Source organism: Sphingomonas sp. EU05-FHT14C10 (genome assembly GCF_058790595.1).
The window spans coordinates 26,942-45,509 of record NZ_JBYTEN010000022.1 but is presented as its reverse complement, the minus strand read 5'-3'; the positions used below and the strand labels follow the sequence as shown (position 1 = coordinate 45,509).

Sequence of the window (18,568 nt, the reverse complement as noted above, 5' to 3'; positions counted from 1 at the left end):
GATCATCCGTTAGCGTGCCTGATCGTCCGAAACTTGCCTGCCGTTGCGAATCGTCTGGAATCATTCTGACGATAAGGCACACATGAAGTAGCTATGGAACACTCGGCGCTTGATCAGATTCTGGCCGTCCTCGCGGTGGACGTGAAGGAATTCGCGATATGCGAATTTGCATCGAGCTCGGCGATCGAGATTCCGCCGCTCGAACAGATCGAGGTCCATTTCGTGCTCGCGGGCAGCTTGCACCTCAAGATCGGCGACGACCCGATTATGACGGTTCCGCAAGGCGGGATTGTTTTAGTCCCGCCTTTAATCAGGCAGGTCATTGGCGGTTCGCCAGCACCCTCCAGCATGTTCAGTCCGTCGGAAACCTGTAGTCGGCGGCGCGATGGCTTGATGCACTACGATGCTTCCATGGGCGAGCCTGCGAGCGTGCTGATCGCATGTGGGCAGATAACGGCAGATCTCGCGGGATCGTTCGGCCCGTTTGATGGGCTGAGGGAGCCAATTTATTCGTTGCTCGCTGATGAGCCCTTCGCCCGCAGCGCGTTCGAACGGATATTGCTCGAGACTCGGATCACATCGATCGGGAGCAAGGCGCTCATTGCCTCGCTCATGAAAAGCTGTCTGATTCTCGCGATCCGGCGATTTGCGGAGAAGCAAGGATCGCGGAGGGCGTTGCCTGGATTATTCGAGGGTCCGTCGCTTGCGCGCGCCGTCGCCCAGGTCATGGAAAATCCGGCCGCCAACCACACTCTGGTGGGTCTCGCCCGGAGCGCGGGCATGAGCCGTTCCAAGTTCGCCAAGGTGTTTGCCGAGACCGTCGGATCTCCACCGATGGAATTCGTGGCCCGCACACGCCTCGATCATGCTCGCAATCTGCTGCTTTCCACGCAGCTTCCGGTGTCGATCGTCGCCAATCGCGTCGGATTCATCAGCCGCAGCCATTTCAGTCGCGCTTTCCGGAATACCTTTGGGATGGACCCGACAAAAATGCGGAAAGCCCGAGACCATCAGGAGGTTGTTGATGCGTAAGGGCGTGGCCGGCGCCGCGGTTCGTCCAAGGACTGCCGCGCATTTTTCGCGGAAGCCGAGTGTAACCCGCCAGCTAGTTGTATCGAATACGTATCCGTGCGCCTTGACCCTCGCCCCCAGACCGCCCGCCGGACGGCCGAACTTGCCCGATTCATCCCGGCGCCAGTCATGACCGCAGCCGAGGAAGAATGGGGACGGCTGATGGTTGCGGCCCAGCAGGGAAATGCCGGGGCATATAGGCGGCTCCTCGACGAACTGAGGAAGTGGTTATGCCGGTTCTATGCCCGTCGTCTGCCGCCGGCCATGGTGGATGACGCCGTGCAGGATACGCTGATCGCGATTCACGAAAAGCGCCATACTTATGACTCCGAACGCCCGTTCAAGCCATGGCTCGCTGCGGTCGCCCGTTACAAATGGATCGATCGCCTTCGATCGATGGGTCGAGCGACAATGGAGGAACTGCCTGACGACATCGCCATCGAGGACCATGAGAGCAGCGTGACAAGTTCCGTCATCTTGACTCAGTTGATGACCAAACTGAAACCCGCTCAGGCCGAAGCTATTCGACTGGTGAAGATCGAGGGTTTCTCCGTCGAGGAAGCGTCGGCACGAACTGGCCAGTCCGGGTCGCTGATCAAGGTCAACATCCATCGCGGGCTGGCGCGGTTGGCCACGATCGTTCAGAAGCAGCCCGATGTCGAGTGATCTTCTGCTAGATCGACTGGTTGACGAACTTCGCCCCGTCCGCCCGTCGAATCCGCGTCGCCAGCTGGCGATTTTGCTTTGCCTGGCCGCCGTCGAGCTTGCCGGTTTCCTGGCGCTTGGCACGCTGCGTCCTGACGTGGCGGCAGCGCTTGGTCGCGCAGCATTTTGGTGGAAGATGGGAGGCCTCGCCCTGTTGGCGGCGTTCGGCGTCCACATCGCTCTCGGTTCGTTCAACCCTGTCTCGTCGCCGCGCTCGGGGCTGCGCCGTTGGGCTGTGCTGGTCGCCGGTCTCTTCCTCGTCGGCTGGGTCATCGATGTCGCGGGCCAAGGCACGAGCGCGCTTGTTGCCCGCCTGATGTGGCGCATGGGCGTCGAATGCCTGACGGTGATGACGATCTTGTCGATTCCGCCAATCGTCGCGCTTGGCCTGATGATGCGTCGCGGCGCACCGACGGACAGACAAGCCAGTTCCGTCGCGGTGGGAGTTGCCGCGGCGACATGGGGCGCATTGATCTTCGCCTTCCATTGCCCCAGCGACGATCCCTTCTACATCGTGTTCTGGTATTCGCTCGGCGTGTCAGCGATTACGTTGATGGCGCGGGCGGTGCTGCCACTTGTCTCTCGCTGGTGATCCAATGTGCGAATGCCTTGCCCTAAACGGGTTTCGCAGCCTGTCTAAGACCGGGCGACGTTCGTCGTGGGCACCACGCGCGCGAAAGGTGATCGTCTTTCGCGACTGAACATTCCGGCCGATGCCCATGGATCGCTATAGCCGAGCCGCCGCGAGGAGGCCGACCCTTGATCGATGAACGCGCAACAGTGCGCGCCGCCAGACCTCATCGGGATGGTCGCTCGGCCGGTTTTCCTTCGCCTTCGCGACACACACGAGAATAGGCGGCACAAACAAATGCCGCCCGCCAGCGCGAAACTGACGGGCGGCTGTTGATTGTGCTCGGTTTAACGACCGGGCGGCGCCGACGATTAGCCGGCCTTCGGGGTGAGGCTGCCGCCCTGCGCCTTGCAGGCCTTGGCCGAGAGAGCCTTGAAGCCCTGGCCCTTGCAGCTGTTCTGGCCTTTGCAGTCATTCGTGGCGGTCTTGCAGTCAGACGTGCCCTTGCACGAATTGACGCCATAGCAGTGCTGCACCTTGGCCGCCTTTCCGCCTGCGGCATAAGCCGGAGCGGTAGTCGCGAGGCCCGTCAGCGCGAGCATGGCAGCAGCGGAAGCAATGGCGGCGCCGGTCTTGAAGGTCTTCATGGGATACTCCTGAATAGAGATGATGTTTCGCCAAGTGGCATGGCGGTTTTCGCGTTCGATACGACGCCGGTTACAGACTTCGATAAATTCTATTTTTCCTGAGCAAGTGTAACCGCCGGCCAGCCTTCAGCGGACCCGACATCGTGGTCCGACCTAATCAGCCTCCCGGGCCACCGTGCGGCGATCGCCTTTCCGGAGATCGTCGCACGTGAGGCTGATTGAAGGAGACTGTCATGACCAACCGTAAGACCGCCGCGCTCAGCGCGCTGCTTCTCGCCTCGCTCGCCGCCGGTGCCACCAACGCGGCCCATGCTCAGGCCAAGAAGCCGATGGAAAAATGCTACGGCGTCGCCAAGGCCGGCAAGAACGACTGCAAGGCCGGCGCCGGCACGACCTGCGCGGGAACGTCGAAGATCGACTATCAGCGCGACGCCTGGAAGCTGGTGCCTGCCGGCACCTGCGCCAAGATCAAGACGCCCAAGGGCTACGGCTCGCTGACCCCCAAAGCCTGAGGATCAACGCCATGTCCATAACCGCAGGCCTGGGTTTTAAGCTCGAGCATCTCGATGAAGCGCTGACGGCGCGGAACCCAGGCCTGTGGTTCGAGGTGCACGCCGAGAATTACATGGTGGACGGGGGGCCGCGGCTGCGGGCACTCATGACGCTCGCGGCATGTTTCCCTATTTCACTGCATGGCGTCGGCCTTTCGCTCGCCTCCGTCGAACCCCCTACGCCGGAGCACCTGGCGCTTTTGCGGCGCCTCGTCGATCGTATCCAACCCACCGCTGTTTCCGATCATCTGGCGTGGCAGAAATGGGAAGGAGCGCATCATTCCGACTTCCTGCCATTTCCCCGCACACGCGAAGCGCTCGGCATCACGGCCGACAATGTCGCGCGTGTCCAAGATGCGCTCGGCCGCGCCATCATGGTGGAAAATCCATCGCTTTATGTCGATCTGCCCGGACACGAACTCGATGAGGCGGACTTTCTGTCGCAGCTCGCAGCGCGGACCGGCTGCGGCCTTCTCGTCGACGTGAACAATATCTACGTCAGCGCGGCGAACCTCAATTTTTCGGCAGAGTCCCGCATCGACGCAATTCCGGCGTCGATCGTGGGGGAGATCCACATCGCTGGCCACCGCCCCGATCCCGATCCGGATAGTGGGCTCTTGATCGACAGCCATGACGCTTCGGTGGCTGACCCTGTCTGGCTGCTCTATCGGCGGTTGATCGAGCGGATCGGCCCGCGACCCACTATCGTCGAACGCGACGACGACATCCCCCCGTTCAACGAGCTGATGATGGAGCGCGATCACGCGCACCGGCTTCTCGAACAGCGAATGCCGGCCAATGCTTGATGCCCGCTCATTCCAGCATGGCTTCGGCGCGATGCTTGCCTCGCCGGAACAGGCGCCCGATCCGGCGATCAGACGCGCTCTGGCCGTGCATCGCAACACAGCAACCAAGGCCGCGCGCGATGCCTTGTTCGCCAACTATCCGGTCGCGGCGACCCTCGTCGGCGACGATGCTTTCGCAGCCTGCGCGACGGCCTATGTCGAAATGTCCCCCCCGGCGGAAGCACGCCTCTGCTTTTATGGCTCCAGTTTTCCGGCATTCGTCGGCGCTTGGAGTCCTTTCGCCGAGGCACCCTATCTCGGTGCCGTCGCCGCGCTTGAGCGGTTGGTGACGGAGGCGCTTTTCGCCGCGGACGCAGACGCTCTCGATCCCGAGACACTCGCGGCGGGGATCGATCCAGACGCGCCGCTGAGCTGGCACCCGGCAACACGGATCGGACGGAGCCTGTCGCCCGCAGCAAGCCTATGGCTTGCGCATCAGGCCGCCGCGCCGCCCGAAGCCCTCGATGAGGTGCTCTGGACGCCGGAGCAGTTCCTCATCACGCGGCCGGCCGACGCAATCGAGGTCCGGGTAATCGACGCGCCAATGCGTGCCTTCCTTGCAGGCTCAACGCTTGCGGTCGCGGCGGCGAACGCTGCCGACGAAGACGGCGATGTCGCCACGATCTTCGCAACCTTGCTTTCGGCCGGCGCCTTTGCCGGACACATCCAACAGGGAGAAAATCCATGAACATTTACGCCCGTATCGGCCAAAAACTCGACCAGCTTCCAGGCTCGATCCTCCTTTTGATCGCCCGCCTCGGTGTTGCCGGGGTGTTCTTCATGTCCGGCCGCACCAAGGTCGACGGTATCCTTCATATCACCGACAGCACCTACTCGCTGTTCGAGACCGATTATCGCATCCCCTTGATCCCGCCTCACATCGCGGCCCATCTCGCGACTTATCAGGAACATCTGTTCCCGATCTTGCTGGTGCTCGGGCTGTTCAACCGTGTCGCGGCTCTGGGACTGCTCGGCATGACGACGGTCATCGAGGTGTTCGTGTATCCCGACGCCTGGCCGACGCATTTGAGCTGGGCCGGATTGCTCCTCCCGATCATTTTCCGCGGCGGCGGCAAGTTTTCGCTCGACCATCTGCTCGGGATCGATCCGGCACGCGGAAAGCTGAACAAGGATTTTGCGGCCGATTGATATCGGCTCATCGTCAGTGTTTTTCCTCGTAGTTGAGGCTGGGATCTATCATCGCTTCATCCCGGGCAGCGGAAGTTCAACGCTGCTCAAGATCGGCAAAAAACTTCCGGGGACAGTAACCTGACTATCCGTTCCATCGAATACCATAGTGTCGCGGCCGTAACCCTCCCTTCAGCCGACGACGCCGCTGCCCGATGGGCGGTGACTCCTGTCGCTCAACAGTGGCGGCAGTCCGTAAGACGATGCCGGGCCGGATTGCCCCTGCGGCCCGGCATCGCGATACGCCCCAGAACCGCGCGCTCACTATTTCCCCGGCCGGGCCCACCACACTGCGCCAATCAGATCGACTGTGGATCCGATCCGTTGATGATCGTCACCTGACTCCTCCTCCCGTCAATTATGATTATAGTCGGCAATCCCGGCGAACGTCGGCCAGGGTTCTCGCTCCGGCCTACCGCGGCGGGAGCGTTACCGTTCGCCGCAATTCAGCTAACTGAGCGTGACTATCGAAGGAGATCGCGCCATCGCCGAGCTGGATTATGCCAAGCTGACGGAACAGGTCGGGGAGATCGGGGACCACCCGCGTGTCGGCGAAACGGGTATAGAGGTCGATCAACGAGTTTGCCCCGATCGCCTGGTCGCCGGCCGTCATGAGTTGCTCGGGCGACCAATCCATCGTGTTTCCACCGCTCGCGCGATTGATACGACGAAGCGCATCACGGAGTGAGCGCTTGCCCATGGTATCGCGATAGATGGCGATCTCCGCCAGCAGCCAGAATGCGGCACCGCCCCAATAGAGCCGGCCCCAGGCCCGGGTGCCATCCATACCGCCATCGGCAGGCTGTGGACTGCCCTTCGGCAACCCCGTGACCAGCTGACGCCACACGTCCGCCGCCGGGATCTGGCCTGCCATCACACGCGCGATGGGCTCGACATAGGTTGCGTTTCCTTCCTGCAGCCATAGCGCGCGGCGAGGCAGGTCGGGAAGCGCCGTATGGACCATTTCATGGACCAGCACCCAGTCATTGCGAAAGGCCGTGCTTGTGGCCCCAGTCCCGACATGAATCCTGGTGGCGGAACCGGCGTAGCCGAACGTGGTCGCGTGGCCGACCTTATCGGATGAGTCGGCGATGATGAGCAGACCGAAATCCTCGACGGGGAAGCGTCCGAAATAGGCCGTAACCGCAACGGCTGCCGTCTGTATCCATGCCAGGACCGGGTCGCGAACGAGCCCGGGCGCACCATCGGCGAAAACGACCCGTATCGTCCCGCCACCGATCCTCAGCACCTGCTGAGGTTGGCGGCCGAGCGCGGCATACATGTCGTCCGGGTCTTCATAGCTCGGAGTCGCGATAGCTCCGGCCAAGGAAGTGCCGCCGATCGCGACAGCCCCGAGGCTTGCAATGACGGCGCGGCGATCGAAGCGCATGGCGTCAGCGCAGAGGCTTTGCGGCGAACGCCTTCAGCTGCGCAGGATCCGTAATGCCGACGATCCTGCCGACTTCCCGGTTGCCTTTGTAGGCGATCAGCGTGCTTTGCTTGGTGATGCCGAGCAACTTCTTCTCAGCCCTCTGATTGTCATAGTCGAGGCGAAGGATGATCAGGTTCTTGTACGCGGGATCTTTCGCGAGCTTTTCGATCGTCGGCGCCTGGGCGCGGCAAGTTGGGCACCAAGGCGCAAAGGCGTCCACCAGAACAGGCTTGCCGGCCGCCTGAGCCGCCTTGAGCGCCGCTAGGCTGAATGGTCGAACCGGCTGGGCCTGAACGGGAGCAGCAATAACAATAAGCGCTGCAAGAGGCAGTACGCGAAGAAAGGTCATGATCGCAATTCCATGGTTGATTGGAGACGAGGAGAGCTTCGATCAGACTCTTGAAGAGGTTACAGCTCAGCTTGCCTTGGTTACGGCCAGCACCGGACCACCCCGACCCGCTTGCAGGAAGATGGCTGTAGCCAAACCGGGGGCGGCTGGGGGAAGAGCGAAGCTGATCGCTCTACCATCCCAGTGCCCGATCCTCACCAGCCGACGAACGATGTTGCGATGCGGGAGGGTCCGACCTCCATTCTCACCGGCCCTAATCGGAACCTGAACCGTTCGCGGGTCATAGTTGGCGATCCAGACATCCGCACCGCCGGCCGGCGCGCGGCCGGCGCCAACACTAGCCTTGCCGTTCGCGATGGCGAGCGGAGGTCCGTCGCTGCGCGCTGTGCGGATCGATGCGTCGAGTTCGCTTCGGCTGTTGCCGACGATCGTCTTCGTGCCATTGATCCAGACCTGAGGTGTCGCAACATTGCCAAGACGGTTGTAGCGTGAATAATCCCACTGGCGCTGCGTGAATTGCGGCGTTGCAAAACTGTCGCGCCAGCCGAGATAGTCCCAGTAGGTGACACCGAACGACAGAGCCACGACATCGGGGCGGTCGGCCAGAGCATTCACGTTGGCGTTGGCCGGTGGGCAACTCGAACAACCCTGGCTCTGATAGAGTTCGACCAGAACGGGACCGCCGCGCCGCGCTGGAACCGCCTGAGCATCCCCGCGACCGGACTCGATCAAGCCCATAACGCCCGCGCCAAAGGCGAGCACGCCGAGAATCAGCGCTGGAGCGCGCATCACGGTTCCTTTCAGTAGCCCGGCATCGCGCCCATTATGGCGCCTGCGATTGTGATCGTGCCGATAGTGAGCATGGCGATGAGCGCCACGCCGGAGCCGATGACCGGGAGCGCGCCGGAAAATGCCGCCTGGGTGGTATTGGTCCGCACGATTTCGTTCCTCTGGGACATGTTGCTTGATGATTGGGAATTCGCCGCCATCGGCGCGGTGGTTACAGTTCGCCGACCAAGAAACTCCCTTGGAGCGCGTAATCCGCAACAAAGCAGCGGGCAGCGCGTGTAAAGAACGCAGCCGCGATCGACAGCGCCCGTTCCACCACTCGATCGCGGACGACTGTCTCAGTTAGTGAACCGCACGCCCGAGCGTTCTCGTGCATCGACATGCAGTTCGAAGATATCGGGCCTCGAATAATGGCCAGCGGTATCGAGATAGAGGCGCCCCTCGGCGAGCCTACCCGGATCGATCGTGGCGCTGAGCGTGGAAGGATCGCCGCTGGCCGCAACCTCGATGATCGAGGTATCCGGGCCGATGATGGCGCTACCCCCCGATTTCAGCAGTTCGCGCTCCGCGGGGATCGCCTCCAATATTGAACGCGCGTCGGGTTCCGCAATGTCGAGGCTATCAAACCCGTCGAGCACATCGTCCCTGGTCAAAACCGTGCCCGCGGCCGCGACATAGCATTGGCCTTCGAAGGCATAGTGACGGCTCGCGAGGAGGTGGAGTTCCGTGACGGCGGGCCACAAAGCGAAATGCAACACCTCCCCATGTTGATGCCGCGCCGCTCTGGCGAGCGGCATCCAATGCTCCCAGCAGATAAGCGCACCGACAGGTCCGTGCGTTCCTGGCCAAGGCCTCAAGGTGCTGCCGTCAGCGGCCGCCCAAATCAGCCGCTCGTTATGCGTCGGCATGATCTTGCGGTGGATATCACGCCACCCGCTCGGGGTTGTGCGAACGACACTATTGTAGATGCTTGAGCCGCGTCGCTCCTGAATGCCCATCACGATCTCGACCGAAAGCTCAGCGGAGAGGTCGGCAAGCCGCGCGATTTCTGGCCCCTCCAAATCCGGGCAATTCGCAAACAATATTCGAAACAATGACTCCGCCGGGCGATGTCCCCAAAGCGCCGCGCCAGCGCTCTCATCCAGCCAAACGGGATAGCCGGGTAACCAGGCTTCCGGGAACACGACAATAGCAGCACCGCTTCGGGCCGCATCACGTATCAACACCTCGGCGCGGTCCATGCTGGCCGCAAGATTGAGGAAGACGGGCGGAGCCTGGACGATCGAGATAGAGAAATCCGTCACCGCGTCGCTCCCGTCCGGAAAAATGTGTGTGGCGGGAAGCGGGGGGGCATCTCCCGCCACACAGCGCCGCCTTCTTGACTCTTTTTACACGGCGCATTGGTTCATTCGCCCATAAGCAATCGGGGGTTACAGGAAGTCACGCCCGCCTCTGTGATTTCCTTAAATCAATCTGCTGCCCCACAGTCCCGACGCCTGGTGAAGAATCAGCCAGCGCTCCCTTCAACCCGTTCCTTCAATTCGGCGTCGATCGGACAGTTGGTGCAAGCATCGTGCTGGCACAGGCGGCAGATGCGATATGAATGGTCTGAATCGCGCAGACGGGAGCGGAGGACACGCTGAGACAATTCCGCCAATATAGCGATCTCATCTGCGCTCAGAACGTCAAGGCTGGACGCCAAGACTTCGCCCCTCGCTTCAAGAACGGCGGCGCAGGCCTGCTGCCCCGTTGGGGTTAGATAGAGCGAAACGGCGCGACCGTCGTCGGCATGTCCCCGTCTTTCGATCAGCCCTTCGGAGACGAGTCGATCGACGAGTCGAACAGTGCCTGCATGAGACAGTCCGACACCAGCGGAGAGCGTCCTGATCGAAAGGCCCGGTTCGTGATCCAAAAGAGCCAGCGCCGCGGCCATCGGGCCGGCCTCGGGTGCCTTGGACGCGACTGCACGGGCAATTTCGTCACCGATCATCAAGGCGAAGGCCCCGATCGTGTTCCTGTCACGGTTCGTATGCATCGCCCACATCTATATGCGCGGCGCATATAGACAAGCCTCAATCTGCAATATATGCGCGGCGCATATAATTCACGTACCGGAGCATGAACGCACGAGATCGCTCAATTCCACCGCGCTCCTCATTCGAGCGCCGCGACGAGCGGGATCGATCAATTGAAGCTGGACACCCACGGCGCAGTGGGGACGCGAAATCACACCAAGCACTTTCCAATTCGCATAAAGAAAGGACTGAAATATGAAAATTTTCGACGACTACGGCTTTCGGGTCGCGGAGCATGGCCGGAGTGACCTCGCCCTCCTGCGCTGGGCATTGGTCATTGTCTTCCTCTGGTTTGGCGGAATGAAATTCACCGCCTATGAGGCAAACGGAATCGCACCGTTCATCGACAACAGCCCCATCATGCACTGGCTCAACATGCTCGGCATCCAGGGGCAGAGCTATGCCATTGGCGTGATCGAACTTGCGACGGCGTGTGCCCTTGTTGCTGGAGCTTTCCATCCCACTTTTTCAGCACTCGGCGCGGCGATGTCGATTGCGACCTACGCCATAACGCTGACGTTCTTCGTGAGCACGCCCGGCGTGGCTGAGCAAACCGCCGGCGGTTTTCCCGCAATCTCGGCGGCGCCCGGCCAATTTCTATTGAAAGACGCCGTTCTTCTGGCTGCATCCCTCGTCTTGTTCGTAAACTCGGTCCAGCGGAAGGGATCAAGCGTCGCCTAACCAGGCTGCGGCTTTGCTGCGGCTTTAACGAGAGGCGAACTTGAGGAGACGGCAACATGCCATTTCAGGGCGGTGGCACGGCCACCGCCCTCTCCCGAACCAATAACGGGCCATGACCGGCGCCAAAAGTTCGCGCGAAGGCGTTCGACGGACGTCAGGTGTAACCCTCTCCACCACTCTGCCGAGATTTTTCTCGCGAACATCCTCCGTTGCCTCTTGGATGCACGTCAGCCCCGGACCGACCCCAGCGTAACCGATTGCCTCGCGGTTCCGAATGTAGAGTCAAGACTCGCGGCGTGGAGGCCCGTCGACCGAGTGTTCGACGGAGCATTTGATGAATACCGAAGTGTTGATTGTGGAGCTTTCCAAGAATTTGCAGCCCGTGCCCCTGCATGGTCCGCGCGCCCTTTTGCGCCGGGGTTTAATTCGGGGTGCGGCCGTCGCGATGGTGCTGGTCTTGTTCTGGCCTTCGCTGGCCGTGCGTAGCGATTTGTCCGTAGCGGCCGTGACGATGGGCTTCTGGATGAAGCTGCTCTACACCGCCTCGATCGCGTCGCTCGGCTTTTTCGCTCTCGAACGATTGAGCCGGCCTGGCGCTCGCGACCTTCACTGGACGCGACTCTTGTGGCCACCCATCGCTCTGTTGGCATTGGTCACGTCCATCCAGCTGGCCATCGCCCCCGACGGAAATACTGCCTCCTTCTGGATGGGCTCGAGTTGGTTTCAGTGCCCGCTCTATGTGATGTTGTTATCGGTACCGGTGTTCGTTGGGCTGGTGCGGGCGATGGCCCACCTTGCTCCGACGAGGCTTGAGGCCGCTGGCGCAGCTGCGGGATTGGTTGCTGGCGCCACTGGCGCTTCCATCTACGCTCTACACTGCGCCGAGACATCGCCTGGCTTCGTGCTGCTATGGTACTCGCTCGGCCTTGCCGCAGCGACGTTGGTCGGCGCCGCCGTCGGACCACGGCTCTTACGCTGGTAAGGCGGCGGGCCCGTCTCGCGCGGGCCCCAATCGCATTGCGGCGCGAAACTTTCGGACCAGGTGTAACCGCCAGACGCTACCACTCGTATTCCGTCATGTGCCGGGCTGTCCCTCCGTTCCGTCCGGGCCCGGCACACCGATCGGAGTAAGTCTGTGCCGGAAGAAACAATCGCGCCATTTCACGGCTTCGGGCTCGGCCTGCGGATTCCACACTTCCAGAATTATCTGACCGAGGCCGTTCCTGTCGATTTCATCGAGATCATCTCCGAGAATTTCATGGGGGCCGGCGGGCGCCCGATCCACGTTCTCGATGAGGTGCGCGATCGCTGGCCCGTTGCGATGCATGGCGTTTCAATGTCGATCGGTTCGGCTGACGGCATCCGTTCCGAATATCTTGCGCGCCTGAAAGCGCTGGCTGATCGAATCCAGCCATTATGGGTCTCCGATCATCTGAGCTGGTCGCGCGTCGGGGAGGTCAATTCCCATGATCTGCTCCCGCTGCCCTTCACCGAGGAAGCACTCAACACCGTTTGCGCGAACATCGAGCATGTCCAGGATGCGCTCGAACGTCCGCTGGTCCTCGAAAACCCCTCGACCTATCTGACCTTCGCCGACGACCAGATGACCGAATGGGCCTTCCTTGCCGAGATGACGAAACGGACGGGCTGCTACCTGCTACTCGACGTCAACAACATCTATGTGAGCGGAACGAACAACGGCTTTGACCCCTATGATTATCTGGCGGGCGTGCCGGCGGACCGTGTTCGGCAAATCCACCTCGCGGGCCATAGCCAGGGGCAAGGCCGGCTAATCGATACGCACGACGAGCCAGTTCCCGATCCAGTTTGGGATCTGTTCGCCCGGATTTATCCTCGTCTCGGACCCGTCGCCACCATGATCGAGCGCGATGACAACATTCCTCCGCTTCAGGATATGTTAGACGAGCTGGATGTTGCGCGCCGCATCGCAGGCGACGTCACGGCGGCCGCGGCATGACGCTTCTCGACCTTCAACGCGATTTCCTGGGATTCCTGTTGGATGAACCGAGCGACATTCCGGTTGCCGTTGGCGGGTCCAGCGGGCCGGGCCTTGCCGTCTATCACAACGCCTATGGTGGCCAGCTCGTAGAGTGCCTCAAAGACAGTTACGAACGCCTGTGGGCGTGGCTCGGAGACGAGGCGTTCGAAGCGGCTGCGCGCCGGCATATCGCTGCCCACCCGCCGCATAGCTGGACGCTCGCCGACTACGGCGTCAAATTCTCGGAGACAATGGCCGACCTTTACCCGGACGATCCTGAGGTCGCCGAAATCGCCGCGCTCGACTGGGCTTTGCGGCGCGCGTTCGACGGCCCCGACGCACCGGCCTTCGACCGGCAACAGCTCGCAGCGGTCGATTGGGATGAGGCGGTGATCGCATTCGTGCCGACGCTCACGTTGCTGCCCGTCAAGACCAACTGTGGCGCGATCTGGAACGCGATCGCCGCCGAAGAGGAAGTTCCGGCAGCCGAGTTTCTGCCCGAGCCGGGTTGGGTGCGTGTTTGGCGCGTCGGCCTTCAACCGCACTTCGCCTCGATCGAGACAGCTGAGATGGGCGCGATCCAGCTCGCATCGTCGGGCATGAGCTTTGCTCGCCTGTGCGACCGCCTGTCCGAAGAAATCGGCGTCGAAACGGCGGTCGATGCCGCCGGCCGCTATCTCGCGTCCTGGGTGCAAGACCAGATGATCGCAGACGTCCGGTGAGACTGTTTTGCATGAGGACCAAACCGAGATGATCCGCTTCTATTTTCACCCGACCCCGAACCCCTTGAAGGTCGCCCTGCTGCTCGAAGAGCTCGGCATCGGCTATGAGCTTGTGCCGGTCGATACCTTTAAGGGCGAACAGTGCGCGCCCTCCTTTCTCGCAATCAATCCGAACGGGAAAGTCCCGGCGATCGTCGACACCGAAGGCCCCGGCGGAGTTCCGACGGCGGTCTTCGATTCGACCGCGATCCTGCTCTATCTCGCAGAAAAGCACGGTCAATTTCTTGGATCACCCGAGGATCGAGGGCAATTGCTCTCTTGGCTGTTTTTCGTGGCGTCGGGCCTTGGACCGTTCTCCGGCCAGGCGGTTCATTTCCAGCGCGCCGCGCCAGCGGGTCTGGACTATGCGCTCAACCGCTATCGGCGCGAAGCCGAGCGCCATTACCAGGTTCTCGACGATCACCTGCGCGATCGGACGTACATAGTCGGCGAGACCTACACGGTCGCGGATATGGCGGCCTGGGGATGGATCGAACGCGCCGGCTTTGTTTTCCCCGAATTCGACGAGCCCCTCGGTCGCTATCCCGATTTGGCCCGCTGGCATCGGCTGGTCAATGCGCGGCAGGCGGCGTGGCGTGCTCGCGATGTTGGGAGCGCTCACGAATTCAAGCGCGAGTTCGACGAGCAAACGCTGCGCGCGCTCTTTCCCTCAAACTATGCTGCAGAAGGTTGAGGTGCCGGTCATGGACGTCGAAGGAAAACGGGTTCTCATCACTGGCGGATCAAGCGGGATCGGGCTTGAATTGGCGCGTGGGCTTGCCGCGCGCGGTGCACGTCTGGTCATCGCTGCGCGCGGAGCAGCGCGCGTCGATGAAGCTGTCGGGGCTTTGAACGCATCAGGTGCGGAGGCTGCCGGCATAACTGCCGATGTCGTGACCCAGATAGGTCGCACGGCAGCCTTGCAGGGCGCGATCGAAGCTTTCGGCGGGCTCGATATTCTCGTGAACAACGCGGGCGCGGTTCGCGCCGGTCGCCTTGATGCGATTGATGAAGAGGAGATCCGCGCCATGATCGAGGTGGATCTTGTTGCCCCTATCATGCTGACTCGCGCGGCGTTGCCGTTGTTGCGAGCTGGTTCCGAGAGCATGATCGTTAACGTCTCTTCCGCGATCGCATTGGTCGCGATGCCGTTCTATGCGACCTATGCGGCGGTGAAGGCCGGTCTGTCGAGCTTTGGGGAATCGCTGCGGCGCGAGCTCAATGGAGAAGGTGTTCGTGTGATGACGGTCTACCCCAGCGGCACCGATACTCCGATGATGGCGACGAACCAGGCGGGCCCAGAGATTGGATTCTCGTTGGAGCCAGCCGAAGCTGTCGCTGAAGCGATCATTGCAGGGATCGAGCATGACGCCATCAACGTGGTTCGTGGTGGTCCCGAAAGACAGGCCCTGATCGACCTGAACAGCAAGGATCCGATGGCGATCGACGCCCATTTTCTTGCGATCAAGGACGTCTTTGAGCGAGACGTGCGCTCGCACTGCGCGCTGTGAACCGATTAGGAGCCCCCATGCTGACCAGGCCCGAAGGCTCATTGCCGGAAGACTTCCACCTGACGCGCCGGGCGGCCGCTGGTTTGTTCTTCACCGGTTATGCCCTCGCGGCTTTCTCCGCGGAGGCCGCGCCGATCACGACACCTGAAGACGGGCTGATTATTGAGGGCGTAACGATTCCGAACGGCGCGTCCCAGCACTTACCGGCCTATGTCGCCCGGCCCGCCGGTCAGGCCCGACATGCCGCGATCATCGTCGTGAATGAAATCTTCGGAATCCACGATTATATCAAGGACATCTGCCGACGGTTGGCGCGTCTCGGTTATGTCGCGATCGCGCCCGATTTCTTCTACCGTTCGGGCGTCAATCTCCCGGCTATCGCCAACATCGAGCAGATCATCCCGATCGTCCGACAGGCGACACCCGACCAAGTCGACAACGATGTCGCAGCGACTTCGACGTGGCTGAAGGCTCAAGCGTTCGTCGAAGGCACGCGGATCGCGATCACTGGCTTCTGCTGGGGCGGCGCAGTCGTCTGGCGTGCTGCCATGGAAGATCCCGATATCAAGGCAGGCGTCGCCTGGTATGGACAGCTCAAGCCGCTGATCAGCCGTGCCGCAGAACTGAAGGCCCCGGTGTTAGGCCTGTACGGCGCACTTGATCAGGGCATCCCCCAGGCCGATGTCGAAGCGATGCGCGCTGCGTTGCAAGCCGCCGGGAAAATGGGTTCGAATATCCACGTCTATCCCGACGCCCAGCATGGATTTCACGCCGACTATCGTTCGAGCTACAACAAAGGCGACGCGCGTGACGGATGGTCGCGGATGTTGGCACATTTCAAGGCAAACGGGGTGGTATGATGATCGATCGCTCGATTGACCCGACCGCTGATCAGGTACGCCAGTTGCGTGATGATGGACCGGACGGCCCCGTGACGATGGTCAACCTGCTGAAGTTCAAAGATCGGGCCGTCTATCCCGAAGACAGCGGGGAGCCGGCACGCTCGGGAAGCGAAGCCTATGCCCTGTACGAAAAGGCATTCAGCGTCACCGTCGGCACCGTCAGTCAGGCGAACATCATCTATAATGGCGATGTCGGGCTGGTTTTTATCGGCGAACCCGGCACGGCTCCGACCGACTGGGATCGGGTGCTGATCGTTCGCTATCCTTCGCGCGGGCATTTTCTCGCGATGATGCGCGACGAAACTTATCGCGCCGCGCTTGTTCACCGCTATGCAGCTATTGAACGAACCGTTCTCCTGCAATGCGGCACTGAGATGGCCGCGCTGTAAATCCTTCTCAACATCGTAACTTTCGCAAGAGCGTTCATGGTCTCCGCTGGATTCGCAGCAGCTGGTGATGAAGGGCAAACGCTTGCTATCCGATGTGCGTGCGCCGGCTTCCGACGGAATTGTGGTCAACCGCGTCCTCCCGGTGGACCGGGAGGACGCGGTTCGTGGATCAGGCCTTCCAGTTCTCGGGGAAAATCCGTTTGAGCGCGTCGACCTTCGGCCGATCATTGACAACGATGTAGGGGTAGTTCGGGTTGCGGGCCATAAAGTCCTGGTGGTAGCCCTCCGCCGCGAAGAAGCCCTTCTGCTGCTCGAGGCGCGTGGCGATCGGCGCGGAAAAGACGCGAGCGGCGCTCAGCTGGCTGATGTAGGCACGCGCCACCCTCGTCTGGGCCGCCGATAGCGGGAACAAGGCGGTGCGATATTGGGTGCCTTCATCAGGCCCCTGTCGGTTCACTTGGGTTGGGTCGGCGACCACGGAGAAATAGATACGCAGCAACGTAGCGTAGTTCACCTGCCGAGGGTCGAACACGACCTTGACCGATTCCGCGTGGCCAGTCGCACCGCTCGAAACAGTCTCATATTGCGCGGTCGATGCCGAGCCGCCGGCATATCCCGAAGTCGCGCTAACCACACCCTTCACATGGCTGAAGACACCTTCGACACCCCAAAAGCAGCCCCCGGCAAAGATCGCCGTCTCGCGATTTCCCCCAGGCGCCTCCTTGATGACCGCGACGGGAACCTTGATTGCGCTATTGCGAGTGACGTGCTCCCCTGAAATGTGACCGATTTTGAGTAGAGTCCGACGCGAAGGAGTCGGACAGAATGAAGCGAAGCAGGTTCAGCGAAGAGCAGATCATCGCGATATTGAAGGAGCATGAGGCGGGGATGCCGACGGCGGATGTATGCCGCCGGCACGGGATCAGCTCGGCGACATTCTACAAGTATAAGGCCAAGTTCGGGGGTCTGGACGTGTCGGAAGCGCGGCGGCTTCGGGCGCTCGAGGACGAGAATGCGAAGCTGAAGAAGCTTCTGGCCGAGGCGATGCTCGACAATGCGGTGCTGAAGGATCTGACATCAAAAAAATGGTGACGCCCGGCGCCAAGCGGGAGGCCGTCGCATATGCTCGTGACCATCACGGGCTGAGCGAGCGTCGGGCGTGCAGCCTTGTCGGCGTGAGCCGCCGGGTGATCAGATATGAGCCGACGAGGCCGGATGACGGTGCTCTGCGGCAACGCCTGCGCGAACTGGCGGCCGAGCGCCGCCGGTTCGGCTATCGCCGCCTGGGGTATCTTCTGGCGCGGGAGGGCATGCGCCCGAACCACAAGAAGCTGCTGCGCATCTATCGCGAAGAGGGACTGCGGGTCCGCCGCCGTGGTGGCCGCAAGCGGGCCTTGGGCACGCGGGCGCCAATGGCACTGCCGCAGGGTCCGAACCAGCGCTGGTCGCTCGACTTCGTATCGGACAGTCTGGTGTGCGGTCGGCGGTTCCGCATCCTGTGCATCGTCGATGACTTTACGCGGGAGTGTCTGGCGCTGGTGGCCGATACGTCGCTGTCGGGCATCCGCGTTGCCCGGGAACTGACGACGCTGATCGGCCTGCGGGGGAAGCCTCACATGGTCGTCAGCGACAACGGCACCGAACTGACCTCGTCGGCGATCCTGCGCTGGTCGCAGGAGCGTCAGGTCGAATGGCATTATATCGCGCCGGGGAAGCCGATGCAGAACGGCTTCGTCGAGAGCTTCAATGGTCGCCTGCGCGACGAATGCCTCAACGAGACCCTGTTCACGTCGCTGGCGCATGCCCGCTTCGTGCTCATGGCTTGGCGGCACGATTATAATCACGTCAGGCCGCACTCGAAACTGGGCGGGCAAACCCCCGCCGAGATCGCCGGCCAATGGTCCTGGGGGCATGCCCCCAGGACCATTGCCATCCCATCAACCAACCATCATGAAGGAGCCGGACTCTACCTCTGACTGGTAACAATCAGGGGAGCACGTCACGAGCTTCGCTGGGCCTTATCGCAGCGGTCACGGCGACACCGGCGAACAATGTAACCGCAAGGGCAGTGGAACGTAACATGGACTCAAACTCCGGAAACA

24 protein-coding genes are annotated in these 18,568 nt (G+C 61.6%); 16 read left to right on the top strand and 8 right to left on the bottom strand.

Translation table 11 applies throughout. The annotated features are described in order from the left end of the window. The first annotated feature begins 93 nt into the window (after positions 1–93). From AC3WT0_RS17015 to AC3WT0_RS17005, 3 genes are all read left to right on the top strand, one after another. On the top strand, positions 94–1,032 hold the full coding sequence (locus AC3WT0_RS17015) for a helix-turn-helix domain-containing protein (protein ID WP_492754628.1): 939 nt from the start codon (positions 94–96) through the stop codon (positions 1,030–1,032). 168 nt (positions 1,033–1,200) lie between these two features. Then, a complete protein-coding gene (locus AC3WT0_RS17010; RefSeq protein WP_492754627.1) occupies positions 1,201–1,737 on the top strand; it encodes a sigma-70 family RNA polymerase sigma factor in 537 nt (178 codons plus the stop codon). Next, complete coding sequence (locus AC3WT0_RS17005) at positions 1,727–2,368, top strand: NrsF family protein (RefSeq protein WP_230189390.1); 642 nt, start codon at positions 1,727–1,729, stop codon at positions 2,366–2,368. Before AC3WT0_RS17010 ends, AC3WT0_RS17005 begins: the two co-directional genes overlap by 11 nt. A gap of 350 nt (positions 2,369–2,718) precedes the next feature. Here the strand turns inward: AC3WT0_RS17005 and bufA2 are convergent, their stop codons facing one another. Further along, positions 2,719–2,994, bottom strand: a complete 276-nt coding sequence (gene bufA2 / locus AC3WT0_RS17000) for a BufA2 family periplasmic bufferin-type metallophore (RefSeq protein ID WP_230189389.1) — start codon at positions 2,992–2,994, stop codon at positions 2,719–2,721. Between the two features lie 233 nt (positions 2,995–3,227). On the opposite strand from bufA2, the gene AC3WT0_RS16995 reads away from it, so the two are divergent. The 4 genes from AC3WT0_RS16995 to AC3WT0_RS16980 are packed head-to-tail and all read left to right on the top strand — an operon-like array spanning position 3,228 to position 5,539. Further along, positions 3,228–3,506: a BufA1 family periplasmic bufferin-type metallophore gene (locus AC3WT0_RS16995; RefSeq protein WP_230189388.1), complete on the top strand. Its 279-nt coding sequence runs from the start codon at positions 3,228–3,230 to the stop codon at positions 3,504–3,506. A gap of 11 nt (positions 3,507–3,517) precedes the next feature. Further along, complete coding sequence (gene bufB / locus AC3WT0_RS16990; protein ID WP_492754626.1) at positions 3,518–4,351, top strand: MNIO family bufferin maturase; 834 nt, start codon at positions 3,518–3,520, stop codon at positions 4,349–4,351. Beyond that, positions 4,344–5,078 (top strand): HvfC/BufC N-terminal domain-containing protein, encoded by a 735-nt coding sequence (locus AC3WT0_RS16985; RefSeq protein WP_492754625.1) that lies wholly within the window; start codon positions 4,344–4,346, stop codon positions 5,076–5,078. The genes bufB (AC3WT0_RS16990) and AC3WT0_RS16985 overlap by 8 nt, the downstream gene beginning before the upstream one ends. Next, entirely contained in the window at positions 5,075–5,539 is a 465-nt protein-coding gene (locus AC3WT0_RS16980; protein ID WP_492754624.1) for a DoxX family protein, read from the top strand. The genes AC3WT0_RS16985 and AC3WT0_RS16980 overlap by 4 nt, the downstream gene beginning before the upstream one ends. A 451-nt stretch (positions 5,540–5,990) precedes the next feature. On the opposite strand, the gene AC3WT0_RS16975 is transcribed toward AC3WT0_RS16980, so the two are convergent. The 6 genes from AC3WT0_RS16975 to AC3WT0_RS16950 form a co-directional block, all read right to left on the bottom strand. Then, a complete protein-coding gene (locus AC3WT0_RS16975; protein WP_230189384.1) occupies positions 5,991–6,968 on the bottom strand; it encodes a gluzincin family metallopeptidase in 978 nt (325 codons plus the stop codon). 4 nt (positions 6,969–6,972) lie between these two features. Further along, the gene (locus AC3WT0_RS16970) at positions 6,973–7,359 is read right to left on the bottom strand and encodes a thioredoxin family protein (protein WP_492754623.1); all 387 of its coding nucleotides are present in this window, start codon (positions 7,357–7,359) and stop codon (positions 6,973–6,975) included. 66 nt (positions 7,360–7,425) lie between these two features. Further along, the gene (locus tag AC3WT0_RS16965) at positions 7,426–8,148 is read right to left on the bottom strand and encodes a DUF1223 domain-containing protein (RefSeq protein WP_230189382.1); all 723 of its coding nucleotides are present in this window, start codon (positions 8,146–8,148) and stop codon (positions 7,426–7,428) included. Positions 8,149–8,159: 11 nt separating this feature from the next. Next, the gene (locus tag AC3WT0_RS16960) at positions 8,160–8,297 is read right to left on the bottom strand and encodes a hypothetical protein (RefSeq protein WP_230189381.1); all 138 of its coding nucleotides are present in this window, start codon (positions 8,295–8,297) and stop codon (positions 8,160–8,162) included. A gap of 189 nt (positions 8,298–8,486) precedes the next feature. Beyond that, a complete protein-coding gene (locus tag AC3WT0_RS16955; RefSeq protein ID WP_492754622.1) occupies positions 8,487–9,452 on the bottom strand; it encodes a carbon-nitrogen hydrolase family protein in 966 nt (321 codons plus the stop codon). A gap of 203 nt (positions 9,453–9,655) precedes the next feature. Beyond that, on the bottom strand, positions 9,656–10,183 hold the full coding sequence (locus AC3WT0_RS16950) for a MarR family winged helix-turn-helix transcriptional regulator (protein ID WP_230189379.1): 528 nt from the start codon (positions 10,181–10,183) through the stop codon (positions 9,656–9,658). Positions 10,184–10,418: 235 nt separating this feature from the next. On the opposite strand from AC3WT0_RS16950, the gene AC3WT0_RS16945 reads away from it, so the two are divergent. The 8 genes from AC3WT0_RS16945 (at position 10,419) to AC3WT0_RS16910 (ending at position 16,466) form a co-directional block, all read left to right on the top strand. Further along, the gene (locus AC3WT0_RS16945) at positions 10,419–10,904 is read left to right on the top strand and encodes a YkgB family protein (RefSeq protein WP_230189378.1); all 486 of its coding nucleotides are present in this window, start codon (positions 10,419–10,421) and stop codon (positions 10,902–10,904) included. 334 nt (positions 10,905–11,238) lie between these two features. Further along, positions 11,239–11,886 carry an NrsF family protein gene (locus AC3WT0_RS16940; protein WP_492754621.1) on the top strand — a complete coding sequence of 216 codons (648 nt, stop codon included), beginning with the start codon at positions 11,239–11,241 and terminating at the stop codon, positions 11,884–11,886. A 153-nt stretch (positions 11,887–12,039) separates the two neighbouring features. Next, a complete protein-coding gene (bufB, locus tag AC3WT0_RS16935; RefSeq protein ID WP_492754620.1) occupies positions 12,040–12,882 on the top strand; it encodes an MNIO family bufferin maturase in 843 nt (280 codons plus the stop codon). Then, positions 12,879–13,625 (top strand): HvfC/BufC family peptide modification chaperone, encoded by a 747-nt coding sequence (locus AC3WT0_RS16930; protein ID WP_492754619.1) that lies wholly within the window; start codon positions 12,879–12,881, stop codon positions 13,623–13,625. The genes bufB (AC3WT0_RS16935) and AC3WT0_RS16930 overlap by 4 nt, the downstream gene beginning before the upstream one ends. A 28-nt stretch (positions 13,626–13,653) precedes the next feature. After that, the gene (locus AC3WT0_RS16925) at positions 13,654–14,358 is read left to right on the top strand and encodes a glutathione S-transferase family protein (RefSeq protein ID WP_492754618.1); all 705 of its coding nucleotides are present in this window, start codon (positions 13,654–13,656) and stop codon (positions 14,356–14,358) included. A 10-nt stretch (positions 14,359–14,368) separates the two neighbouring features. Then, positions 14,369–15,175 carry an SDR family NAD(P)-dependent oxidoreductase gene (locus AC3WT0_RS16920; RefSeq protein WP_492754617.1) on the top strand — a complete coding sequence of 269 codons (807 nt, stop codon included), beginning with the start codon at positions 14,369–14,371 and terminating at the stop codon, positions 15,173–15,175. Positions 15,176–15,192: 17 nt separating this feature from the next. Further along, entirely contained in the window at positions 15,193–16,035 is an 843-nt protein-coding gene (locus tag AC3WT0_RS16915) for a dienelactone hydrolase family protein (protein ID WP_492754616.1), read from the top strand. Beyond that, positions 16,035–16,466, top strand: coding sequence for a DUF1330 domain-containing protein (locus AC3WT0_RS16910; protein WP_492754615.1), 432 nt, complete (start codon positions 16,035–16,037; stop codon positions 16,464–16,466). The genes AC3WT0_RS16915 and AC3WT0_RS16910 overlap by 1 nt, the downstream gene beginning before the upstream one ends. Before the next feature lie 169 nt (positions 16,467–16,635). Here AC3WT0_RS16910 and msrA read toward each other — a convergent pair whose 3' ends face one another. Beyond that, on the bottom strand, positions 16,636–17,157 hold the full coding sequence (msrA, locus tag AC3WT0_RS16905) for a peptide-methionine (S)-S-oxide reductase MsrA (RefSeq protein ID WP_492754648.1): 522 nt from the start codon (positions 17,155–17,157) through the stop codon (positions 16,636–16,638). A gap of 134 nt (positions 17,158–17,291) precedes the next feature. On the opposite strand from msrA, the gene AC3WT0_RS16900 reads away from it, so the two are divergent. Then, positions 17,292–18,442, top strand: a protein-coding gene (locus AC3WT0_RS16900; protein WP_156001404.1) for an IS3 family transposase whose coding sequence is annotated in 2 segments (ribosomal slippage) — positions 17,292–17,544 and positions 17,544–18,442 — 1,152 coding nt in all. Because the reading frame shifts where the segments join, the coding sequence is not laid out codon by codon here. Positions 18,443–18,568 lie beyond the last annotated feature (126 nt).